This is a genomic window from Mesorhizobium sp. M8A.F.Ca.ET.165.01.1.1 (assembly GCF_004792065.1).
Lineage (GTDB): Bacteria > Pseudomonadota > Alphaproteobacteria > Rhizobiales > Rhizobiaceae > Mesorhizobium.
Genome location: NZ_SRTH01000002.1, coordinates 785,426 through 802,340 on the forward strand (window position 1 = coordinate 785,426; position 16,915 = coordinate 802,340).

Annotated in this window: 17 protein-coding genes and 1 tRNA gene; 13 read left to right on the top strand and 5 right to left on the bottom strand. The window is 61.0% G+C overall.

Going from position 1 to position 16,915, the window contains the following annotated elements; translation table 11 throughout:
- Positions 1-247 precede the first annotated feature (247 nt).
- From tuf to EN808_RS08610, 6 genes are all read left to right on the top strand, one after another.
- On the top strand, positions 248-1,423 hold the full coding sequence (gene tuf, locus EN808_RS08585) for an elongation factor Tu (RefSeq protein ID WP_127869375.1): 1,176 nt from the start codon (positions 248-250) through the stop codon (positions 1,421-1,423).
- Positions 1,424-1,587: 164 nt separating this feature from the next.
- Positions 1,588-3,240, top strand: coding sequence for a hypothetical protein (locus EN808_RS08590; RefSeq protein ID WP_135915551.1), 1,653 nt, complete (start codon positions 1,588-1,590; stop codon positions 3,238-3,240).
- Between the two features lie 95 nt (positions 3,241-3,335).
- Complete coding sequence (locus tag EN808_RS08595) at positions 3,336-3,818, top strand: group II truncated hemoglobin (protein ID WP_127280487.1); 483 nt, start codon at positions 3,336-3,338, stop codon at positions 3,816-3,818.
- Positions 3,819-3,847: 29 nt separating this feature from the next.
- A complete protein-coding gene (locus tag EN808_RS08600; RefSeq protein WP_135915619.1) occupies positions 3,848-4,399 on the top strand; it encodes a putative glycolipid-binding domain-containing protein in 552 nt (183 codons plus the stop codon).
- A gap of 77 nt (positions 4,400-4,476) precedes the next feature.
- A tRNA-Trp gene (locus EN808_RS08605) sits at positions 4,477-4,552 on the top strand.
- Between the two features lie 110 nt (positions 4,553-4,662).
- Positions 4,663-5,877 carry a site-specific integrase gene (locus EN808_RS08610; RefSeq protein WP_135915552.1) on the top strand — a complete coding sequence of 405 codons (1,215 nt, stop codon included), beginning with the start codon at positions 4,663-4,665 and terminating at the stop codon, positions 5,875-5,877.
- A gap of 20 nt (positions 5,878-5,897) precedes the next feature.
- Here EN808_RS08610 and EN808_RS08615 read toward each other — a convergent pair whose 3' ends face one another.
- Positions 5,898-6,074, bottom strand: coding sequence for a hypothetical protein (locus EN808_RS08615; protein ID WP_245525045.1), 177 nt, complete (start codon positions 6,072-6,074; stop codon positions 5,898-5,900).
- Positions 6,075-6,336: 262 nt separating this feature from the next.
- Here EN808_RS08615 and EN808_RS08620 point away from each other — a divergent pair, with 262 nt between their 5' ends.
- The 4 genes from EN808_RS08620 to EN808_RS08635 all read left to right on the top strand — a co-directional run bounded on the left by EN808_RS08620 (position 6,337) and on the right by EN808_RS08635 (position 8,815).
- Positions 6,337-7,395 (top strand): MobA/MobL family protein, encoded by a 1,059-nt coding sequence (locus EN808_RS08620; protein ID WP_135915554.1) that lies wholly within the window; start codon positions 6,337-6,339, stop codon positions 7,393-7,395.
- Positions 7,396-7,475: 80 nt separating this feature from the next.
- Entirely contained in the window at positions 7,476-7,958 is a 483-nt protein-coding gene (locus EN808_RS08625) for a hypothetical protein (RefSeq protein WP_135915555.1), read from the top strand.
- Positions 7,959-8,051: 93 nt separating this feature from the next.
- On the top strand, positions 8,052-8,366 hold the full coding sequence (locus tag EN808_RS08630; protein ID WP_135915556.1) for a hypothetical protein: 315 nt from the start codon (positions 8,052-8,054) through the stop codon (positions 8,364-8,366).
- Between the two features lie 17 nt (positions 8,367-8,383).
- Positions 8,384-8,815: a hypothetical protein gene (locus EN808_RS08635; RefSeq protein WP_135915557.1), complete on the top strand. Its 432-nt coding sequence runs from the start codon at positions 8,384-8,386 to the stop codon at positions 8,813-8,815.
- Between the two features lie 13 nt (positions 8,816-8,828).
- Here EN808_RS08635 and EN808_RS08640 read toward each other — a convergent pair whose 3' ends face one another.
- The 4 genes from EN808_RS08640 to EN808_RS08655 form a co-directional block, all read right to left on the bottom strand.
- Positions 8,829-10,655 carry a M48 family metalloprotease gene (locus EN808_RS08640; RefSeq protein WP_135915558.1) on the bottom strand — a complete coding sequence of 609 codons (1,827 nt, stop codon included), beginning with the start codon at positions 10,653-10,655 and terminating at the stop codon, positions 8,829-8,831.
- The gene (locus EN808_RS08645; protein WP_245525046.1) at positions 10,652-12,367 is read right to left on the bottom strand and encodes a type IV secretory system conjugative DNA transfer family protein; all 1,716 of its coding nucleotides are present in this window, start codon (positions 12,365-12,367) and stop codon (positions 10,652-10,654) included. The genes EN808_RS08640 and EN808_RS08645 overlap by 4 nt, the downstream gene beginning before the upstream one ends.
- Positions 12,368-12,583: 216 nt before the next feature.
- A complete protein-coding gene (locus tag EN808_RS08650) occupies positions 12,584-12,886 on the bottom strand; it encodes a hypothetical protein (protein ID WP_135915560.1) in 303 nt (100 codons plus the stop codon).
- On the bottom strand, positions 12,886-13,758 hold the full coding sequence (locus EN808_RS08655) for a phage integrase N-terminal domain-containing protein (protein ID WP_135915561.1): 873 nt from the start codon (positions 13,756-13,758) through the stop codon (positions 12,886-12,888). The genes EN808_RS08650 and EN808_RS08655 overlap by 1 nt, the downstream gene beginning before the upstream one ends.
- 922 nt (positions 13,759-14,680) lie before the next feature.
- On the opposite strand from EN808_RS08655, the gene EN808_RS08660 reads away from it, so the two are divergent.
- From EN808_RS08660 to EN808_RS08670, 3 genes are all read left to right on the top strand, one after another.
- Entirely contained in the window at positions 14,681-14,896 is a 216-nt protein-coding gene (locus tag EN808_RS08660) for a hypothetical protein (protein WP_135915562.1), read from the top strand.
- 9 nt (positions 14,897-14,905) lie between these two features.
- On the top strand, positions 14,906-15,262 hold the full coding sequence (locus EN808_RS08665; protein ID WP_135915563.1) for a DUF2958 domain-containing protein: 357 nt from the start codon (positions 14,906-14,908) through the stop codon (positions 15,260-15,262).
- A gap of 520 nt (positions 15,263-15,782) precedes the next feature.
- Positions 15,783-16,787 (top strand): hypothetical protein, encoded by a 1,005-nt coding sequence (locus EN808_RS08670; RefSeq protein ID WP_135915564.1) that lies wholly within the window; start codon positions 15,783-15,785, stop codon positions 16,785-16,787.
- The last annotated feature ends 128 nt before the right edge of the window (positions 16,788-16,915 follow it).

The following is a 16,915-nucleotide window of genomic DNA, read 5'->3' on the forward strand; positions in this document are numbered from 1 at the left end:
ACCGCCAACAAACCCAACAGTGAGGGATGTAAAGCCGCAGGAAACCCCGCATTGCTCCGTCGGCCTTCGCCCATTCCATTTTCAATGTCGCGTCCCTATATCGGTGCCATATCCCCGCAATCGGATCATGGGTTCTGGCCGAGTGAGATGGCGCCCGGGCAAAAGACGCTTGTGTTTTTTGGCCTTTCTCGCTAATCGCCCCGCATTCGACTGAACTGAAGGTCCAGGCCGTCCAAGGAAAGAGACTATGGCAAAAGGTAAATTCGAGCGCACTAAGCCTCATGTGAACATCGGCACGATTGGTCACGTCGATCACGGCAAGACGTCGCTGACGGCTGCGATCACCAAGTATTTTGGCGAATACAAGCGCTATGACCAGATCGACGCGGCGCCGGAAGAGAAGGCGCGCGGCATCACGATCTCGACGGCTCACGTCGAATACGAGACCGAGAACCGCCACTACGCGCATGTCGACTGCCCCGGCCACGCCGACTATGTGAAGAACATGATCACCGGCGCCGCGCAGATGGACGGCGCGATCCTGGTCGTGTCTGCCGCCGACGGCCCGATGCCGCAGACCCGCGAGCACATCCTGCTTGCCCGTCAGGTCGGCGTGCCGTCGATCGTGGTATTCCTGAACAAGGTCGACCAGGTCGACGACGCCGAGCTGCTCGAACTGGTCGAGCTCGAGGTTCGCGAGTTGCTGTCGAAGAACGAATTCCCCGGCGACGACATTCCGATCGTCAAGGGTTCGGCGCTTGCCGCACTCGAAGATTCGAACAAGACGATCGGCGAGGACGCGATCCGCGAGCTGATGGCTCAGGTCGACGCCTACATCCCGACGCCGGTTCGTCCGCTCGACAAGCCGTTCCTGATGCCGATCGAAGACGTGTTCTCGATCTCGGGCCGTGGCACGGTCGTGACCGGCCGCGTCGAGCGCGGCGTGGTCAAGGTCGGCGAGGAACTGGAAATCATCGGCATCCGTCCGACGACCAAGACGACCTGCACGGGCGTGGAAATGTTCCGCAAGCTGCTCGATCAGGGCCAGGCTGGCGACAACATCGGCGCGCTGCTGCGCGGCGTTGATCGTGAAGGTGTCGAGCGCGGCCAGGTTCTGGCCAAGCCGGGCACGGTGAAGCCGCACAAGAAGTTCGTGGCCGAAGCCTACATCCTGACCAAGGACGAAGGTGGCCGTCACACGCCGTTCTTCACCAACTACCGTCCGCAGTTCTACTTCCGCACGACCGACGTGACCGGCATCGTGTCGCTGCCGGAAGGCACCGAGATGGTGATGCCCGGCGACAACATCACGGTCGATGTCGAGCTGATCGTGCCGATCGCCATGGAAGAGAAGCTGCGCTTCGCCATCCGTGAAGGCGGCCGCACCGTCGGTGCCGGCATCGTCGTCACCATCAAAGAGTAATCGAGACCGGCTGCTGCCGGTTCGACAAGGAAAGGGCGGCCTCGGGGCCGCCCTTTTTTCGTTTCGTGCGCTTGGCAGCGCAAGTATTGCGAGGGCCTCTCAAAGCTGTTGCAAGCGTCATGGCTGCAACTAGTATAGGTTGCACCAAGGGAGCTTTGCCGACAGTGGTTCCAAGGCGCCGTTTCGATGGGAAGGCATGGCGGTTGTGGGCACTGGTTTGCCTCGTCGTCGCCATGGCGCTGCCTATTGTGACAGCGCAAGCGGAAGATGGGCCTCCCGAAATCCCGCCGATGCGCTTCGTCGTCGTGCGCAGCAACGCTCCGGGATGCGAACCCAACTGTCCTGAATGGATATCGGCGGACGGCACCATCGCGGCGGACACGCCGTCGCTCCTCAAGCGCACGCTCAAGGCGCTCAAGGGAAGGCAATTGCCGGTGGTCGTCAATTCGCCCGGCGGTAATGTCGATGCGGCGCTGGCCCTGGGCCGGATGATCCGCAAGAACAAGCTCGATATCGCCGTCGGCGTGACGGTTTTTTCCGGTTGCCAGCCGGCAATGGGCGACTGCGAGGACAACAAGGGCAAGGGTGCCGACTATTTCGGGGTGGCCTATGACGACGGAGCCATGTGCAATTCGGCCTGTCCATTGATGTTTTCCGGCGGTGTCCGCCGCGTGGTTGGAGATTACGGCTATCTCGGCGTCCACCAGATCACCACCACGTTCCACCGCGAGAGGCTGCTCTACCGGACCACGTACCGGATCGTGAACGGCAAGAAGAAGATCATCAGCACCAAGGTGGTCAGCCGTAAAAACGCAGGCAGCTACAAAACCTACGAGATGAGCAGGACCGTCGAGAAGACGCTTTCGGTGTACCTGAGGGAAATGGGTATAGGCGATGGCGTGCTGGAAATCATGAAGGCCACGCCGGCGAGCGAGATTCGTCAGATTCCGCTCGACGCCATGTTGACGATGAAGCTGGTCACCAGCCGGGACGCGGTAGATTTGTTGACCACGGCAAGCCTGTGCAGGCTGAACCGGCCGGCCACGAACTGCCGGGAGATAGCTGGACCTGCAAACAAGACGACGCCATCGGCCGCGGAAAAATCCATGACTGCCGGACCCGTTCAACCGGACACCGCGAAGGCCGGCGGGGACATGCGCTTCATCGTGGTTCGCGGCAGCAACCCGCTGTGCAATCCCGACTGTCCGGAATGGATATCGGCGGAAGGTGCGATAACGAACCAGACGCCGCGGAAACTGCGGCAGTTGCTGGCCACGCTTGGCCATCGGCGGCTGCCTGTCGTCATCAGTTCACGCGGTGGCGACCTGCCCAGCGCTCTCGCAATGGGACGACTTATCCATGAAAGAAAGCTCGACATCGCCGTTGCCCGGACCGATTTCGTCGACTGCGACCCCGGCGCGTGGAATTGCCTGGCCACGGAGGGAGCCTATGCGGGGTTGACCATCGATGCCGGGGTGGAGTGTGATTCTGCCTGTGCGCTCATGGTCGCCGGCGGTGCCAGACGGCTTGTCGGGCCCCGGGCGCGGCTCAGCCTGTATCCGATGGGACAGAAGCTGGTGGTCAAGGCGTATCTCAACGAGATGGCGATCGGTCCAGCTCTGTTCGCGGCGATCGAGCGACGCTCGTCCGAGGGGCAACTTGACCCGGACACGATGCTGAAGGCTGGACTGACAACGGGACCGCAATCGGTCGACGCGCTGACCGGCTCCACGGTTTGCAAGGCCATTGCCAAGCCCGACAATTGCCAAGGCCTGCCAGCCGCCAATGCACAGGCTGATGCGCCTGCCAAGCTGTAGAGCACGGCGACGTCGGCAAACTGCCCATCGAGGCAGGTTGAGCCATGCTCGATTTCCGCTATCGTCGCGGCTGCGGGGCCGGCGAAGGATCGAGAATGAGCCAGGACGTTCCGACACTCTACGAGTGGGCCGGCGGCAGCGAGGCGCTGAACCGGCTGACGCAAACCTTCTACGACAAGGTGGCAAAGGATCCGGTCGTTGGCCCGGTGTTCAAACACATGTCGCCGGATCACCCGGCCCATGTCGCCGCCTTCATCGGCGAGGTCTTCGGCGGACCGAAAACCTACAGCGAGGAATTCGGCGGCCACCGCGAAATGGTCATGCATCATCTGGGCAAGCATTTGACCGAGGAGCAGCGCCGCCGCTGGATCAATCTTCTCGCCGACGCGGCGGATCAGGTCGGCCTGCCGGACGATCCAGAATTCCGTTCCGCCTTCATGGGCTACGTCGAATGGGGGTCTCGACTGGCCAAGATGAATTCCAATCTCGGCGAGACCTGCGATCCCGAGGCCGAACCGATGCCCGCCTGGGGCTGGGGAGTGCCTGGCGGGCCGTACCGGGTGCCGGACGCAAAATAGCTTCCGCTTGCCAGGGAGGTCGATGATTGATGCCGCAAGATGCCAAGATCGTGCGCTGGCGCGAGTGGGATGGACCGGGCTTCGAACATCTTGTGCTGGGGGAGCAAGCGGGCCGGTTCCTGGCCGATTCAGTCGTCATCTGCTCGGGCGAGACGCCATTTGCGGTCCGCTACCGCATTACCTGCGATGCCGGCTGGCACGCGAAGAGTGTCACGGTCGATATGATCGGCGATGGCCGGACGCTTGTCCTGGCCTCCGATGGCGATGGTCATTGGACCAGGGACGGCCTGCCGATGCCCGAGCTGGCGGGCGTGCTCGAACCCGACCTCACCGTCACGCCCTTTACCAACACGCTGCCGATCCGCCGCCTGGCGCTTTCGGCCGGGCAGAGTGCCGAGATCGCCACTGCCTTCATCGATTTCCCGGCACTCACTGTCGTGCGCAACCCGCAGCGTTACACGTGCCTCGAAGAGGGCAGGCGCTACCTCTATGAATCGCGCGCGAGCGACTTCAGGCGGGAGCTGGAGATCGATGCCGAGGGGCTGGTCGTCGACTATCCCGATTTCTGGCGCAGGGGTTAAGGCATGTTTGCTTGCAAACCACTCTTTACAGAGCGTGCGGAAGCTTTTAGGAAGCGCCTGCGCCGAGGCGCACGTGTACGGGCATAGCTCAGTTGGTAGAGCGGCGGTCTCCAAAACCGCAGGTCGTAGGTTCGAGCCCTGCTGCCCGTGCCATTTTCCCAGGAAAAACAGGCACTTATAAATCGCCTTGCTAGGCGAGGATGCCGAAAGTAGCCTTACACATCTCTTGCACAAACTTGCACACGCGCAGGGAGTGTTTGGCGGTGGCGGAAAAGCACACGATTCTGGAAGGCAAAGTTCACGTCTATCGGCGCAACGACAGCCCGATCTGGCACTGTTCGACGTTCCTGAAAGGCAAGAACTGGCGGGTCAGCACCAAGGAGGACAGCCTGGCCAAGGCTAAGGACTGGGCCGAGGACTGGTACTTCGGCCTGAAGGATAAAGGCCGGCGCGGCGAGCTGGTGGGAGAGAAGACATTCAAAGACGCGGCCGACCAGTTCATCTCGGAATACGAGGTGCTGACAGAGGGTGAGCGGAATGCTCGGTGGGTCAAAGACCATTACCGACGCGTCCGCAGCTATCTGGTGCCGTTCTTCGGCAAGATGGGCCTGTCGACCATTAATGCCGGCACCGTGCAGGAGTATCGCATCTCCCGGATGACCCCTGAGGAAGGCAAGAAGCTGCCCTCACGCAGCACCCTGCACCACGAGACTGTCACGCTGCGGCTGGTCCTGAAAACGGCTTTGCGCCATCGCTGGGTGGCCCACCTGCCCGATATTTCCCAACCCTACAAGAAGTCCGCGAAGGTCGTTCACCGCGCCTGGTTTACACCAGAGGAGTACAAACAGCTGTACCAGGCGACGCGGGGCCACGCGCATGATGCACGTGCGGTCAGCCTGAAAGCCCAGAAGGGGGAACAGGCGCACCGGGTGTGGTTGGCCGAACAGCTGCACGACAAGATCCTGTTCCTGGCCAATACAGGCCTGCGACCCGATGAAGCCAACTGGCTTGAGTACCGCGACGTGGAGGTCGTCAAGGACAAGGCAACGGGCCAGAAGATCCTCGAAATCCAGGTGCGCGGGAAGCGTGGGGTAGGATACTGCAAAAGCACCTCGGGTGCGGTGTTCCCGTTCGAGCGCATGGTGGCCCGGAACAAGGCCAAACCCACGGACCGGGTGTTCCCGGTCGACCACAAGAAGCAGTTCAATGCCATCCTCGACAAGATCGGCCTGAAGCTCGACCGGGAGGGCAATCGGCGCACGCTGTACTCCCTGCGCCACAGCTACATCAGCTTTCGGCTGCTCGAAGGCGCCGATATTTACCAGGTCGCCAAAAACTGCCGGACTAGCGTCGAGATGATCGAGAAGCATTACGCGGTGCATCTCAAGAACCGGCTTGATGCCGCTGCCATTAATGTGCGGAAGGCCAAGCCAACCAAAAAGGCTAAGCCGGAGACGCTCGACCTATTCGACCAGTGAGAATGGCCGGATCGAGTGGCTCACTTTGAATTCAAGACCCGGTCCCGGTGAGCGATATGCAGAAGCTGCATCTGTTCGAACAGGATTAAAAGCTCTTCAGCCAAGTCGACCCTGCAGCCCTTATGATGGAAGTCCGCAACGATCTCACGCTGGCGCGCGATGTGGCGCTCGCCCAAGAGCACATGTTGCTCAAGCATCGCCAGTAGGGTTTCCCTCATTACCCCCACGATAGCAGTTTTCGCACCGTGGCGGCAGGTACCGGACTTGCAAGGCCGATGGGATTTTGTAGCAATGCGTACAGCGCACCTACGCATCGCCCCAACGTGTACGCATTACAACGTGGGGGCGACGCTTGCTCGGTTTTCTGACCGGTTGCGGGGCGCAAACCGGAGAAAACCGGCAGCTGCGCCAAGGGGGTAAACCCCCTTTGGAAACCCCGTCCGTGCCGTGGAGAGGCCCGTGGCCATTTACCACCTGAATGTCAAAAACATCAGTCGGGGCGACGGGCGGTCCATCGTGGCTGCCGCCGCGTATCGCGCGGGGGAAGTCCTGCCCAATGAAGTCGAGGAGCGCCTGTCGGACTTCGGCGGGCGTCGCGATGTGGTGGCGACAGAAATCCGCCTGCCTGCGGGAGCACCCGAGTGGATGCTGAACCGGGCAAGCCTGTGGAATGCGGTCGAGGTCGCCGAGAAGCGCAAGGACGCCCGGTTGGCCAAGGAGGTGGAGTTCGCGCTGCCCCTCGAATTGCCACGTTCAGCGTGGCTCGACGTCGCACGAGCCATGGCCGATGCGTACACCGCGCAGGGGTTCGTGGTGGACCTGGCCATCCATGACGACGGAGCCCGCCGCAATCCCCACGTCCACCTGTTGATGTCGACCCGACGGGTCGGGCAGGATGGTTTCGGGCTGAAGATCCGCAGCGCGGACGGGAAGCAGTTCGTGACCGAGGCCCGTGCGCTTTGGGAGGGCATTGCCAATGCAGCTTTGGGTAAAGCGGGGCATGCCGTGACGATCGACAGCCGCAGCTACGCCAAGCGCAAGGTAGACCATGTGCCGGGCCGGCATCGCGGCCCGGATCCTGAGGAACGAAGGGCCAAGCGGGCCCATGCACAACGGGAGAGGCAGCAGATGGCACCCAGAGAACCTGATGAAGACCTGCCGGTGCCGGACCCGGATGGTTCGCCGATCCATCCGCAGGAACTGGCGGCTGCCGAGGAGCGCATGCTGGACGACTTGCATCGGCCCGCTTTGGCGGAGGCGCCGCCGCTGCGCGGCGACCTGGATGCCGCACGGGCGGTGGTGGACCGCCAGAACGCCCTTGAGATGAGCGAGGATGCGGCCGCAGCCTACCGGCTGGCGCCTGAGAACCATCTAGACTGGCTGGACGACAAAACACGGCCTGAGGACGTGCCAACGCTGGAGCGCTGGGAAAACCACCTGGACTGGCTGGACACGACCAGCCAACCTCCCGCCCGCTCCCCTGAGTTACCATCCGAGCCGGAGCGGGGTGAGCGATAAAGCAGGCGTCATTTTCGGCATGATGTCGTTGCCGTGTGTCCTTAGACGCGTACATTGACCGGAAAGACGCGGAGAGCATGATGGCGGAGGATCAGGAAGCGCTGATGGAACTGTACGACCAATCCCGGTCGTTGAAACAGGCGATCGGCGATATCGAAACGACAATCACAGCTTGGCTCCCCCGCTTGCAAGCGGAGGCCAATGCCAAGCGGATCATAACATTCCTCCAGGACCGTTATAGCGCCCAACGGGAGCTGATCTACGAACTCGGTACGGTAGCAAGGGAAATCGAGGAGCTGGAGCGGCACGGGGCCACCCACACCGCGCGTTCTGTGGGGCGCGATGACATCGACCGGGACAACCCTCTGGGATGGCTGAAATTGGTCGAGCCTTCGCAAGATGGGTCGTTCCAGGATCATCTGGACTGGTTCAGGGAGGAATTGGCGGAGAATCCGCCCGGTCTTGACGAACCGGATCTCGCTGAACCGCTGACTGAAGTGGAGCGGGGACCGTCGCCTGACGACCTGTTGACCTGGCTACCGGGCCGCGGTCGCTTCTCCTAGGCAGTGGGAGGGCGCTGGCCACTGGACGGGCGTTTTTATCGTTGGCCGAGGGCAACACTTGCAGGATTCAGGAAGCCGCCCCATCATGAGTTCATGACCAAGGTCCATACCGGCTCCGTCTTCGGTATCCGTGAACTCGCGGACGCGCAGCGCGCCCAGACGCGTGAAGAGCTAGAATGGCTGGAAAAAGACCTCATCAGGTGCCGCAAGCGGCTTGCCTACTGGACGCTACGCAAGACGCAGGCCGAAACCATTCCCGGGATACCGGAGGAGCTTCGCCAGAGCGCCTTCTATTTTCATGAACGGGCCCTGAAGCTGGTGACGTCCAGCGAGAAGCTCCGGGCCTATCTGATTGCTGACCTGCAAGACCAACCCGAACACCTGCCAGCCTATCACTACGAGCACTAACCCTTTCGGAGATCCCGATGAGTTCGCGCGAAGATCTGGAACGACTGCGGCAGCAGGCGCTCCTGCTTGAGAAGTCCATCGACGACATCGAGTATGAGGTCGAAAGCGCCATCCAGACCCACCAGGGTTCAGGGCAGATGATTGCCTACCTGCGGGAGCGCCACGAGGCCCAACTCGGCCTTATGTACGACCTGGGCAAGGTGGCGGCGCGGATTGAGCCGATGGAAGAGCGTGTCAGGGAGGCCGAGGAACGGGGCGTCGAACGCCTAGCTACGGATAAGTGGCAGGAACACCTTGCCCCTGAGGACCATCTTGATTGGTTCAAGGAGTCCCTGGGCGAACATCCGCCGCAGAGAGACGAGAACGACATCCCTGAGCAGCGCATGCTGGACGACATGGAGCGGGAGGCGCCCGAGGACCATTTGGACTGGCTTTCAGACCGTTGCTAAGGCGAAACAGCTGTCATTGAGCGCCTTGGCCTGTATCTGGAGTCTTCAGAGCAGCGAGACGCGCGGTAAGCGCGGCGCGATCGGCGTTGGCTGCATCGAGCTTCTGCTGCAGATCATGTATTTCCTGGTCTCGTTCCGCAGTCGCGGCGCTCTGGGCGGCTGCGAGCCGCGCTTCCGCGTTTCGGATTGCCTGCTCGCGTAACTGAAGCTCCCAAGAACGTTCGGCGTACTCAACGCCACCAAACCATGCAGCCTTCCGGTCGATTATCCAATCCTTGGATGCCGACCATGCGCCGGACACTGAGCCCGTGGCGTCATCAAGCCGACGATCAAGCGCGTAGAAGCTAACGACGGCGGGCGTCGCCACCGCGACGACGACGCATGCCGCACCGAGGATGAGCAGGCGTTTGACGTTGGCCTTATTCCACGCGGCCGCACGCATGCGACCGAACGTGCCGGCTAGTTTGGTCGTCGGGACGACCTTGCTGGTACGCGCCACGGACGCGGTTTCGGCGCGGGATATGACCGGAGCCAGGCCAAGGCGCTGCTGGGCGCTTATGGGCCCCCCAGAGGGTGCTGGAGTGGCAACCGGTCTGACGACGGGCTTGCGGAACGCCCGTCGCGCGCCCAGGGCGGCCAGGCGCGCTTGCAGAGGCGGGTGGGTCGCAAACAGGTGACCGAACCCGGCGCCCCTGAACATCAGGTAGCCGTAATGCCGCTCTTCCGGGGTGGGTTTGTCGGCGACGCCATGGACGCGCTTGAGGGCACGTGCCATGGCATCGGGGGACGTGACGTGGGCGCCGACGGCGTCGGCATGGTATTCCCGGTTGCGGGATATGCCCTGGGTGACGAGCTCGGAGGCGATAAAGACGGTCTTCCGGGCGAGGTGGCCACTGCCCTTGACGAGCAGCACATTCCGCCTGCCCTCGGACCGTGACCTCGCGCCCTGCGAGGCCATGATCGCGCCGAACACCGTGATGAGGTTCACCACGGTAACCAGCATGCGCTGGAACCCTTCGGCGAAGGTCATGCGGGCGATATCGTGGTGCAGGATGTGACCGAGCTCATGGCCGATGACTGCGTCCAACTCGTCGTGTTCGTAGCCGAGCAGCGGCTTGCCGATCACCACCGTGGATGACTCCTGGTCCTTGCCCATGGCGAACGCATTGAAGACGTCGGTGATGCCGACCGCAGGGCGGGGGAGGTTGAGCTGGTCGGAGAGCTTATGCACGCGTTGCGCGAGCCAGTGGTCGGCTCCCACCATTACAACCCGGAAACTGGTGCTGACGTCGCCCGAGGCGCGCGCAATATAGCGGCCCCCAAAGGTCAGGCCGAGGAGGGAGAGTATGATGCCGGTGACCAGGGCGCGCTGCCCGTAGAAGCCCTGCATATAGGGGTCGAAGGGGCACCATTCGGAGAACCACAGCAGCAAGGTGATCCAGTACACCACGCAGCAGGTCAGGATCAGGATCCCGGAAAGTTGGAAGGCGGTCGGCAACCACGACCGGTTCCGGGGTGTGAGGTGATCCTGGTCTTCCGGGTCAGGCGCGGATAGCCCCAGGAAAGCGCAGGCACGAGGAGCACACCGTAACGCCACCACGCGGCTCAGCCGCAGGGCGGCGCGGGCCTGATAAAACACTAGGGCAAACTCCGCCGCCCACACGGCCCACGACCCCATGGGCCAAGGCCAGGGCACGAGGGCCCATGCGACGGACCATGGGTCCGGGTCCCAGATGTTGAGCGCGATCCAGCCGGCGCGGAGGGCCGTGAGGGCCAGCAGGGTTGCGGCCAGCACGCGGATGCGGGTTTCCGTGCCGAAGAATGACTTGGCGAGGGTCATTGGCTTTCCCCCATGGCGCCGACACGCTCCATGCACGTGGCACTCTTGGTGTAGGCGACGAGACGCGTCTTGAACGGCCGCGCGCCGCGCGCATAGTTGATCGCCCAACGCCAGTCGCCCCGCTGCCAGCCGGACAGCAGCGCCATGATTTCGTCGGGGGTCAGCAGCGGTCGCCCAAGGAACTGGACGCTTTCATTGCTGGATGTTCCGCTATTGCCCGAAGCGTCGCCGAACCAGTGCCCGAGCTGTGACGACCCGTTGGAGCCGGTGGACCGGTTCAGGTACGCCAGCGTTTCGTGACCCAGGTATTTGCCGATGAGTTCGCCGGTGATCGGGTCATCGATGCCGTAAAATTGTTTGACCGCGCAGTTCAGGAACGGCTGCCAGCTGTTGCCCGGGTAATGCTCCTGCAGCGACATGACGTCCTGCAGGAAAAACCACAGCCGGACACCGGCGCTGGCATGGGTGCGAATGGCGGCCCGGAATTCCGGGAACGGGCCGAGGTTGAGAAACTCGTCGAGGATGAACAGGACCGGAATTTCGGGGGTGCGGGGATTGCTCTCCATCGCATCGAGGGCGCCCTTGAGCAGTATCCGCAACCAAGGCGAGAAGGGCTCCATTTTGCCAAACGGGATGTCGATGTAGACCGTGATTGGCCGGTCCTTCAGATCCTCGAACGCAAAATCCGAACCGCTCAGGCTGTCCTGGATGTCGCGGTCGCGCCACAGCGCGAGCTTGCTTTCCAGCGTGATCTCCAGGGTTTTGAGACCCCCGCGCTCGCGTGGTTTCTCGAGGACGGCTTTCCCCGCTTCTGCCGTGAGCGGGAAGTCCATCATCTTCTTCGCGACGTTGAGCAGATCCTGGCCTTTTTGCGAGGCCAGCTGGCAGACGGCGGCCAGCGTCTGGCGATGGGGTGGCGCGACGTGTTTGACGTAGAGGATTGCGCCGGTCATAAAACCCACGGCATCGTCGCTGAAAAAGTCCTGAGACTTGGGATCGCGCGGAAACATCTGCTTTGCGAGAGACAGGGCGTCCGAGTCGGAATTAACACGCGCCAAGGGATTGTAGCGATGCCGGGGCTTTCCGGAGGTCCGGTCGAACGGCGCGATGCGGTAGATTTCGTGACCCATCGCCTTGCGCCAGCGCGAGGTCTTCTCGAAATGCTCGCCCTTGGGGTCGAGCACCACGCAACTGCCCTGGTAACGCAGCAGGTTGGGAACGATCGAGGTGACCGCCTTACCCGAGCGTGTTGGGGCGATGGTCAGCAGGTGGCCGTCATCATCCCAGTGCACGAATTCGGCTTCAGGATTGCTGTCATCGTCTGAATAGGCGCCAAGCAGGATCGAGGAGGGATTGTCGAATTCGGTGCGCCCGGCCAGATACAGCTTGCCGTTCGGGATCGAACGTAACTCCTGCGGTGTCGCCCAGCGCGCCGAGCCATGAAGGGTCGGCGGGTTCTTCAGCAGTTGGTCCCGCTCCTGGCGGGCCTCACGCTCGCGTCTGGCGCGTTCGATGATCGGTCCAGGGTCTCGCCCGGAGCGGATGGCCGCCTCGACCTCGTCGGCCACTTCGGGGCCGTACACCTCTTCGACCCGCCGCCTTGCCGCGCGCCCGCCCAAGAATCGGGTACCCCGCAGACCCCATTTGCCCCACTTCCGCGCAAACGCGATGCTGCGATCAAGATCGCCAAACAGGTCAAATTTGTTGGACACGTCTTCACCCCAGCCCGACAGCATCACTGTAGCAACTGAAATGCCGAATACAATTCCGATTTATTCTGTTGGCTTAACGGAACGACTTTTGTTGAACAGCAGAACTGCTGTTCTTCCTAGCCACCGGAAGCGGGGGCCCCTTTCAGAAACGGGATGAACATCCCCTTCCTTCCGGGGCGAACGCCCCAGCTTCCTGGCTTCACTCTGTCGAGCAAGTCACCACGAGATTTCGAGTTCCGGGTACTCCGCCACGATCGACGGGCGGTAGGCATCCTGTTCGAGGCGCGTCGGGCGCCAGACGTATTCGAACTGCTCGGAATCGAGCCACTTCTCAAGCGCCTTGGCTTCCTCCGTGTCGGAAAGGTCGAACGGAAACTCCTGCACAATACGATAGCGGCGCAGGCCTTGCAGGGCCGCATCGTCAATGGCCGTGGCGATGGTGGCGGGTTTGAACAGGGTGGCGGCGTATTTGGTCCTCATGATGGTCGCCATCAGGACGTTGCCTTCGGAACGTTTCATCAGAAGGCACTCCCAAGATAGGTATCGGTGATCTTCAGGCGGCCATGGCCGAGCTCGGCGGAGATCCGATGGCGGGCCGCACGGTCGGCGGCACGTTCCGTGCCGTTCATGTCGGCCCAGCGTTTGCCGGCGGCCAAGGGGCAAGGCTGCCCGGTCAGCACGGCATAGCGCTGCTGGGCATAGGCGTGGCGGAAACCGTGGGTGTTCCGGAGCCCGGCCTTGAGGGTCTGGTACTCGAACCGCTTGAGGTGCTCGACATAGCTCATGTCCGCAGGGATCAGGGATCCCGCGCCGGGAACGAGGCGCAGCACGTGCTCCAGCACGTGACGCTGTTCCAGCGTGGTGACCGGCACTGTCCTCGCGCGGCCGCCCTTCGTCCAGCTCGCCTGCAAGGCGATATGGTCGGCGCGGGCGGCCGCCTGCGGCTGGAATTTCATAGCTTCCTCGCGTCGCAAGCCGAACGCCACCTGGAGCATGACAGCGGCCTTGATATGCGGGCATTCGATGGTGGCGAGCTTGGCGTGATCGAGGGTCTGCGCCCGGTTGCGCGTGATTTCGCCGCGTTCGGCTACGCCGTACACGGCGTTATCACGGTGGACGACGTTCGGCTTGTTGACCTTCTCCGCCCACCAGCGCAACCACGTCAGGCGGTTGCGGATACTGGCGTCGGAGGTGTCAGCGTCGAGCCATCGTTCGACAAGAGCCTCGGCGTGTTTGGGTTTGATCGATCCTGCGGCCGGCAGCTTGTAGCCGAGGTCCGCGAGTTCGCTTGCCATTGCGGACAGGCCGCGCCGGCGGTTGTTCTGGGTGCCGTAAGAGCCGTCCCGGTTGCGTTGGCACAGCCGCACCAGGTCCATGGTTAAATCGTCCATCTTGCTCGCTTCTTATTTTTGGCTGAGTGTTGATGGCCGATGCACGTCCGTAGATCGTGACACCCCGCGAAGATCATTCGCGACATGGCCGGAATGCGTAGTTTCTTTACGGTACGAGCCTCCCGAGCTAGCCGGTCGGCTAGCCTAAGTGGTCTGCCCTGTTGGGCGTCCGGTTACCGAGAGGTCGAAACCGGAGGTGTGGCCGCGTCGGCGGCGCACGAATAGCTTGAGCAGGCATGTGTGCTCTCCTTTTGCTGGGGAAATTGTCGGGTGAGATGCGTCAGGCAGTCTTTGCCTGCCGGGATAGTGGACGGTGTCGGTTGGCAATGGCCAGCGCATCGCGCCGGAAATGATTTTCGCCTGCCCAAGCGAGGCGCAGCGTCATTTGCAGGTCATGCGGCAGCGTTTGTGCAAACCCGTTTTCCACCGTGGGTTCGATGGCGGTCTGTCACTCCCCAACAGGTTGGCGAGTGACAGACCGCCGGCCGCCCGCTTTGTTGGACATGGGATGTCCGACAAAGCTCTTCCCGCAGGCCGGGCCAACTCGTTGGCCCGGCCTCCTCCTCTCCGTCGACCGGCACGCGGTGGCCCTGCGTCAGGGCCGAAGTGTGATCGGTTGCGGCCGCCATCATCATCATGGGGGCAGGCGAGGCCGGTTGCATTCCACTCGGATGCCCCAGCCGTCGCCGTGAAGTCGTGTATTCGGATGGGGCTCGCCTCGCCGGGTGCCGCGCGTGTCACTGGTTTTCCGTTGATGGACTGTCCGGAGGGAATGTCGGTTCGTTTTAGCCGGCGCGGCCGCCTTGTCCCGTTCCTGCCCGCTCCTTCGCTGCGCTCCCGTGTTGGGGACAAGCCACCCCTGCGCGCCGTCTCCTTTGGAACCGTCCTCCGGGACAGAACCCATCAACCAAAGGAAAACACCATGACCCTCAAACGCAACACCCCGACGAAGCCCGAGCCGAAGTCACCGATCTACCACGCCTACACCGTGCGCGACGGCAAGGACGGCCAGAAGGGCTTCTGGACCCGCATCGGCGCCTTCTTCCCCCACGATGACGGCGAAGGTGGCACGCTCCTCCTCGACGCCCTGCCGCTCGACGGACGCATCGTCCTCCGCGCTCCCAAAGACGAAGAATAGGAGGCGGCCATGCAGCTCTTGACCCAAGACCTGCGGAACAAGCTGCTGGCGAACGGTCGCCAGCAGCTTCCTCTCCGCGGCACGGACGGGGAAATCGACTTCGTTCCCGTTGTTAAACTGTTCACGCCGGATGCCGGTGCAACCTGGCTGCTTACCGAGATCGATCCGGAAGACTCGGATATCGCCTTTGGGCTTTGTGATCTTGGGCTGGGTTGTCCTGAGGTTGGCAGTGTCAGCCTGTCTGAACTTGCGTCGGTACGTGGGCGCCTTGGCTTGCCGGTCGAGCGTGACCGGCACTTCAAGCCGAACAAGGCTCTCTCCGACTATGTCCTCGTCGCACGCCGACACGGAGTGATCAGGACGTAACGTCTTCTAATACGTGCTCGGCTTCGACGCCGGGCACGTTCAGACCGGATGCTTCGATTTCCCAGGCTCAGTCTTAGACGCTATAGATTGGTCACTGATCGCCCAGTGCCCTTTAACCGACGTGTGAAGAGGTTTGCGGTATCTCATCGAAGTTGGCTTCCGGCAATTTCGCCACCTGTGAAAATCACCCCACTCAACTCTAAGCGCAGCACGCGAAAATTTATATAGAAATGGGCTCCCATCGGGAGCCCATTTCTATATAAAGCTGACTAAAATACCCTTTGCTTGGATCAATAGAACAATGAAGATCGCGATTTCCAGCAGGAGGGCAGTGAAGCTGAAAATGCCACCTAGTCGTCTGTATTCGTCGTAAGCAGCATGATTAACGCCAACGCATATGAGCATGATCGCAAATAGAGCGAAAACGTACGGTAGTGGAAGGTTATAAAAAAGGAAGTCCATAGTGTCCTCCAGTCTCCTGCAAGCCGCAGGGTGGCTTGCATGAATCGGGAAGAGTATGATGAGGTCAGTTCTACGGCATCTTTCGAGCCAGTACAATACTTATTATAGTACAAAAGAACCTAAAATAACGATAACTCCAGATAAAACTTTCAATTGGTTCAAGTATTACGCTGGAATATTGGTTTTATCGCTTTCATTATTCGTCGGACCAAAGTTTGCACTTGAGAGGTTTAGTGTTTCTGGGGGGAATTTTACGATTGTTAGCCAAAAAGACGCGCTATTTGCTGCGAATTGGAACTACTTCCTGCTGACTGTCGTCCTGTTTCAAATTGCAGGCTGGTATTCAGTCGCATATGGAGGCTTCATCCGAAGAATATTTCTGACTAAGACTCAGCTGGTCTTGACCTACGTCGCTGACCTCGCGGCTACTGGCTTGGCTATAATCCTATTGATCATGGATAAAAGCATCTGGGCCGGAATACTCGCCGGCAATGACATCATTGGAATTGGAACCCTTCAGCGAGCGCTGGCCGGCCGCACAGTCATAGATGGGATGGGGGCTGCACAGGTTGTTTCGCTTATTCATATGGGAATTTATGTTACAGCGGCCACATTTGCTTCAACATTGATTACAAACTTTGTAGTGTGCGCTGACTGGAGGAGCGCGAAGAATGCTCCGCAAAATAAAGCAAGAATCGAATATATGAAGCAATGTTTCTTCAGAAACATGTATGCATCCACAATTCTACTAACAGTCGGGGTCTTTCAGCTTGCAGCTTGGGTTGGCTTGCCTGCGACACAGATCCCTGAGCCAAAAGATTTCTCGGAATACGTCACCTCAATTATAATATATATGTCCGTGTCGTTCTCGCTTATCGCATTTTCGGCCTTCACTTTGAGTGTTCTTCTTTTCAATATGAACGTCCGCCACTCAGAACTCTCCGATGGGGACAAGAATGAATTGGCAATTACGGTATTTGATACCAAGCTGGTTCTCAGCGCCGCTTTTCCGGCATTGATGGCATTCGTAACGAAAACAGTACCGTCGCTCATAGGGAGCTGACTTGCGAGCTGATCACATCGGATCGTTGACCAACTGGATGCCGTTTGAGGCTCTAACTGACTAGGGTCGCTGCCGAGCCGACGGGGCCATCCGGCTGGACCCAGGCAGGCATTTCCAAGCCTTCGGCT

What these genes read in the sequence shown, in the direction of transcription:
- tuf (WP_127869375.1), top strand. Translation starts at nt 248, where the DNA reads ATGGCAAAAGGTAAATTCGAGCGCACTAAGCCTCATGTGAACATCGGC.
- EN808_RS08595 (WP_127280487.1), top strand. Translation starts at nt 3,336, where the DNA reads ATGAGCCAGGACGTTCCGACACTCTACGAGTGGGCCGGCGGCAGCGAG.
- EN808_RS08600 (WP_135915619.1), top strand. Translation starts at nt 3,848, where the DNA reads ATGCCGCAAGATGCCAAGATCGTGCGCTGGCGCGAGTGGGATGGACCG.
- EN808_RS08615 (WP_245525045.1), bottom strand. Translation starts at nt 6,074, where the DNA reads ATGCTTGAGCAACATGTGCTCTTGGGCGAGCGCCACATCGCGCGCCAG.
- EN808_RS08625 (WP_135915555.1), top strand. Translation starts at nt 7,476, where the DNA reads ATGGCGGAGGATCAGGAAGCGCTGATGGAACTGTACGACCAATCCCGG.
- EN808_RS08630 (WP_135915556.1), top strand. Translation starts at nt 8,052, where the DNA reads ATGACCAAGGTCCATACCGGCTCCGTCTTCGGTATCCGTGAACTCGCG.
- EN808_RS08635 (WP_135915557.1), top strand. Translation starts at nt 8,384, where the DNA reads ATGAGTTCGCGCGAAGATCTGGAACGACTGCGGCAGCAGGCGCTCCTG.
- EN808_RS08640 (WP_135915558.1), bottom strand. Translation starts at nt 10,655, where the DNA reads ATGACCCTCGCCAAGTCATTCTTCGGCACGGAAACCCGCATCCGCGTG.
- EN808_RS08650 (WP_135915560.1), bottom strand. Translation starts at nt 12,886, where the DNA reads ATGAAACGTTCCGAAGGCAACGTCCTGATGGCGACCATCATGAGGACC.
- EN808_RS08655 (WP_135915561.1), bottom strand. Translation starts at nt 13,758, where the DNA reads ATGGACGATTTAACCATGGACCTGGTGCGGCTGTGCCAACGCAACCGG.
- EN808_RS08660 (WP_135915562.1), top strand. Translation starts at nt 14,681, where the DNA reads ATGACCCTCAAACGCAACACCCCGACGAAGCCCGAGCCGAAGTCACCG.
- EN808_RS08665 (WP_135915563.1), top strand. Translation starts at nt 14,906, where the DNA reads ATGCAGCTCTTGACCCAAGACCTGCGGAACAAGCTGCTGGCGAACGGT.
- EN808_RS08670 (WP_135915564.1), top strand. Translation starts at nt 15,783, where the DNA reads ATGAGGTCAGTTCTACGGCATCTTTCGAGCCAGTACAATACTTATTAT.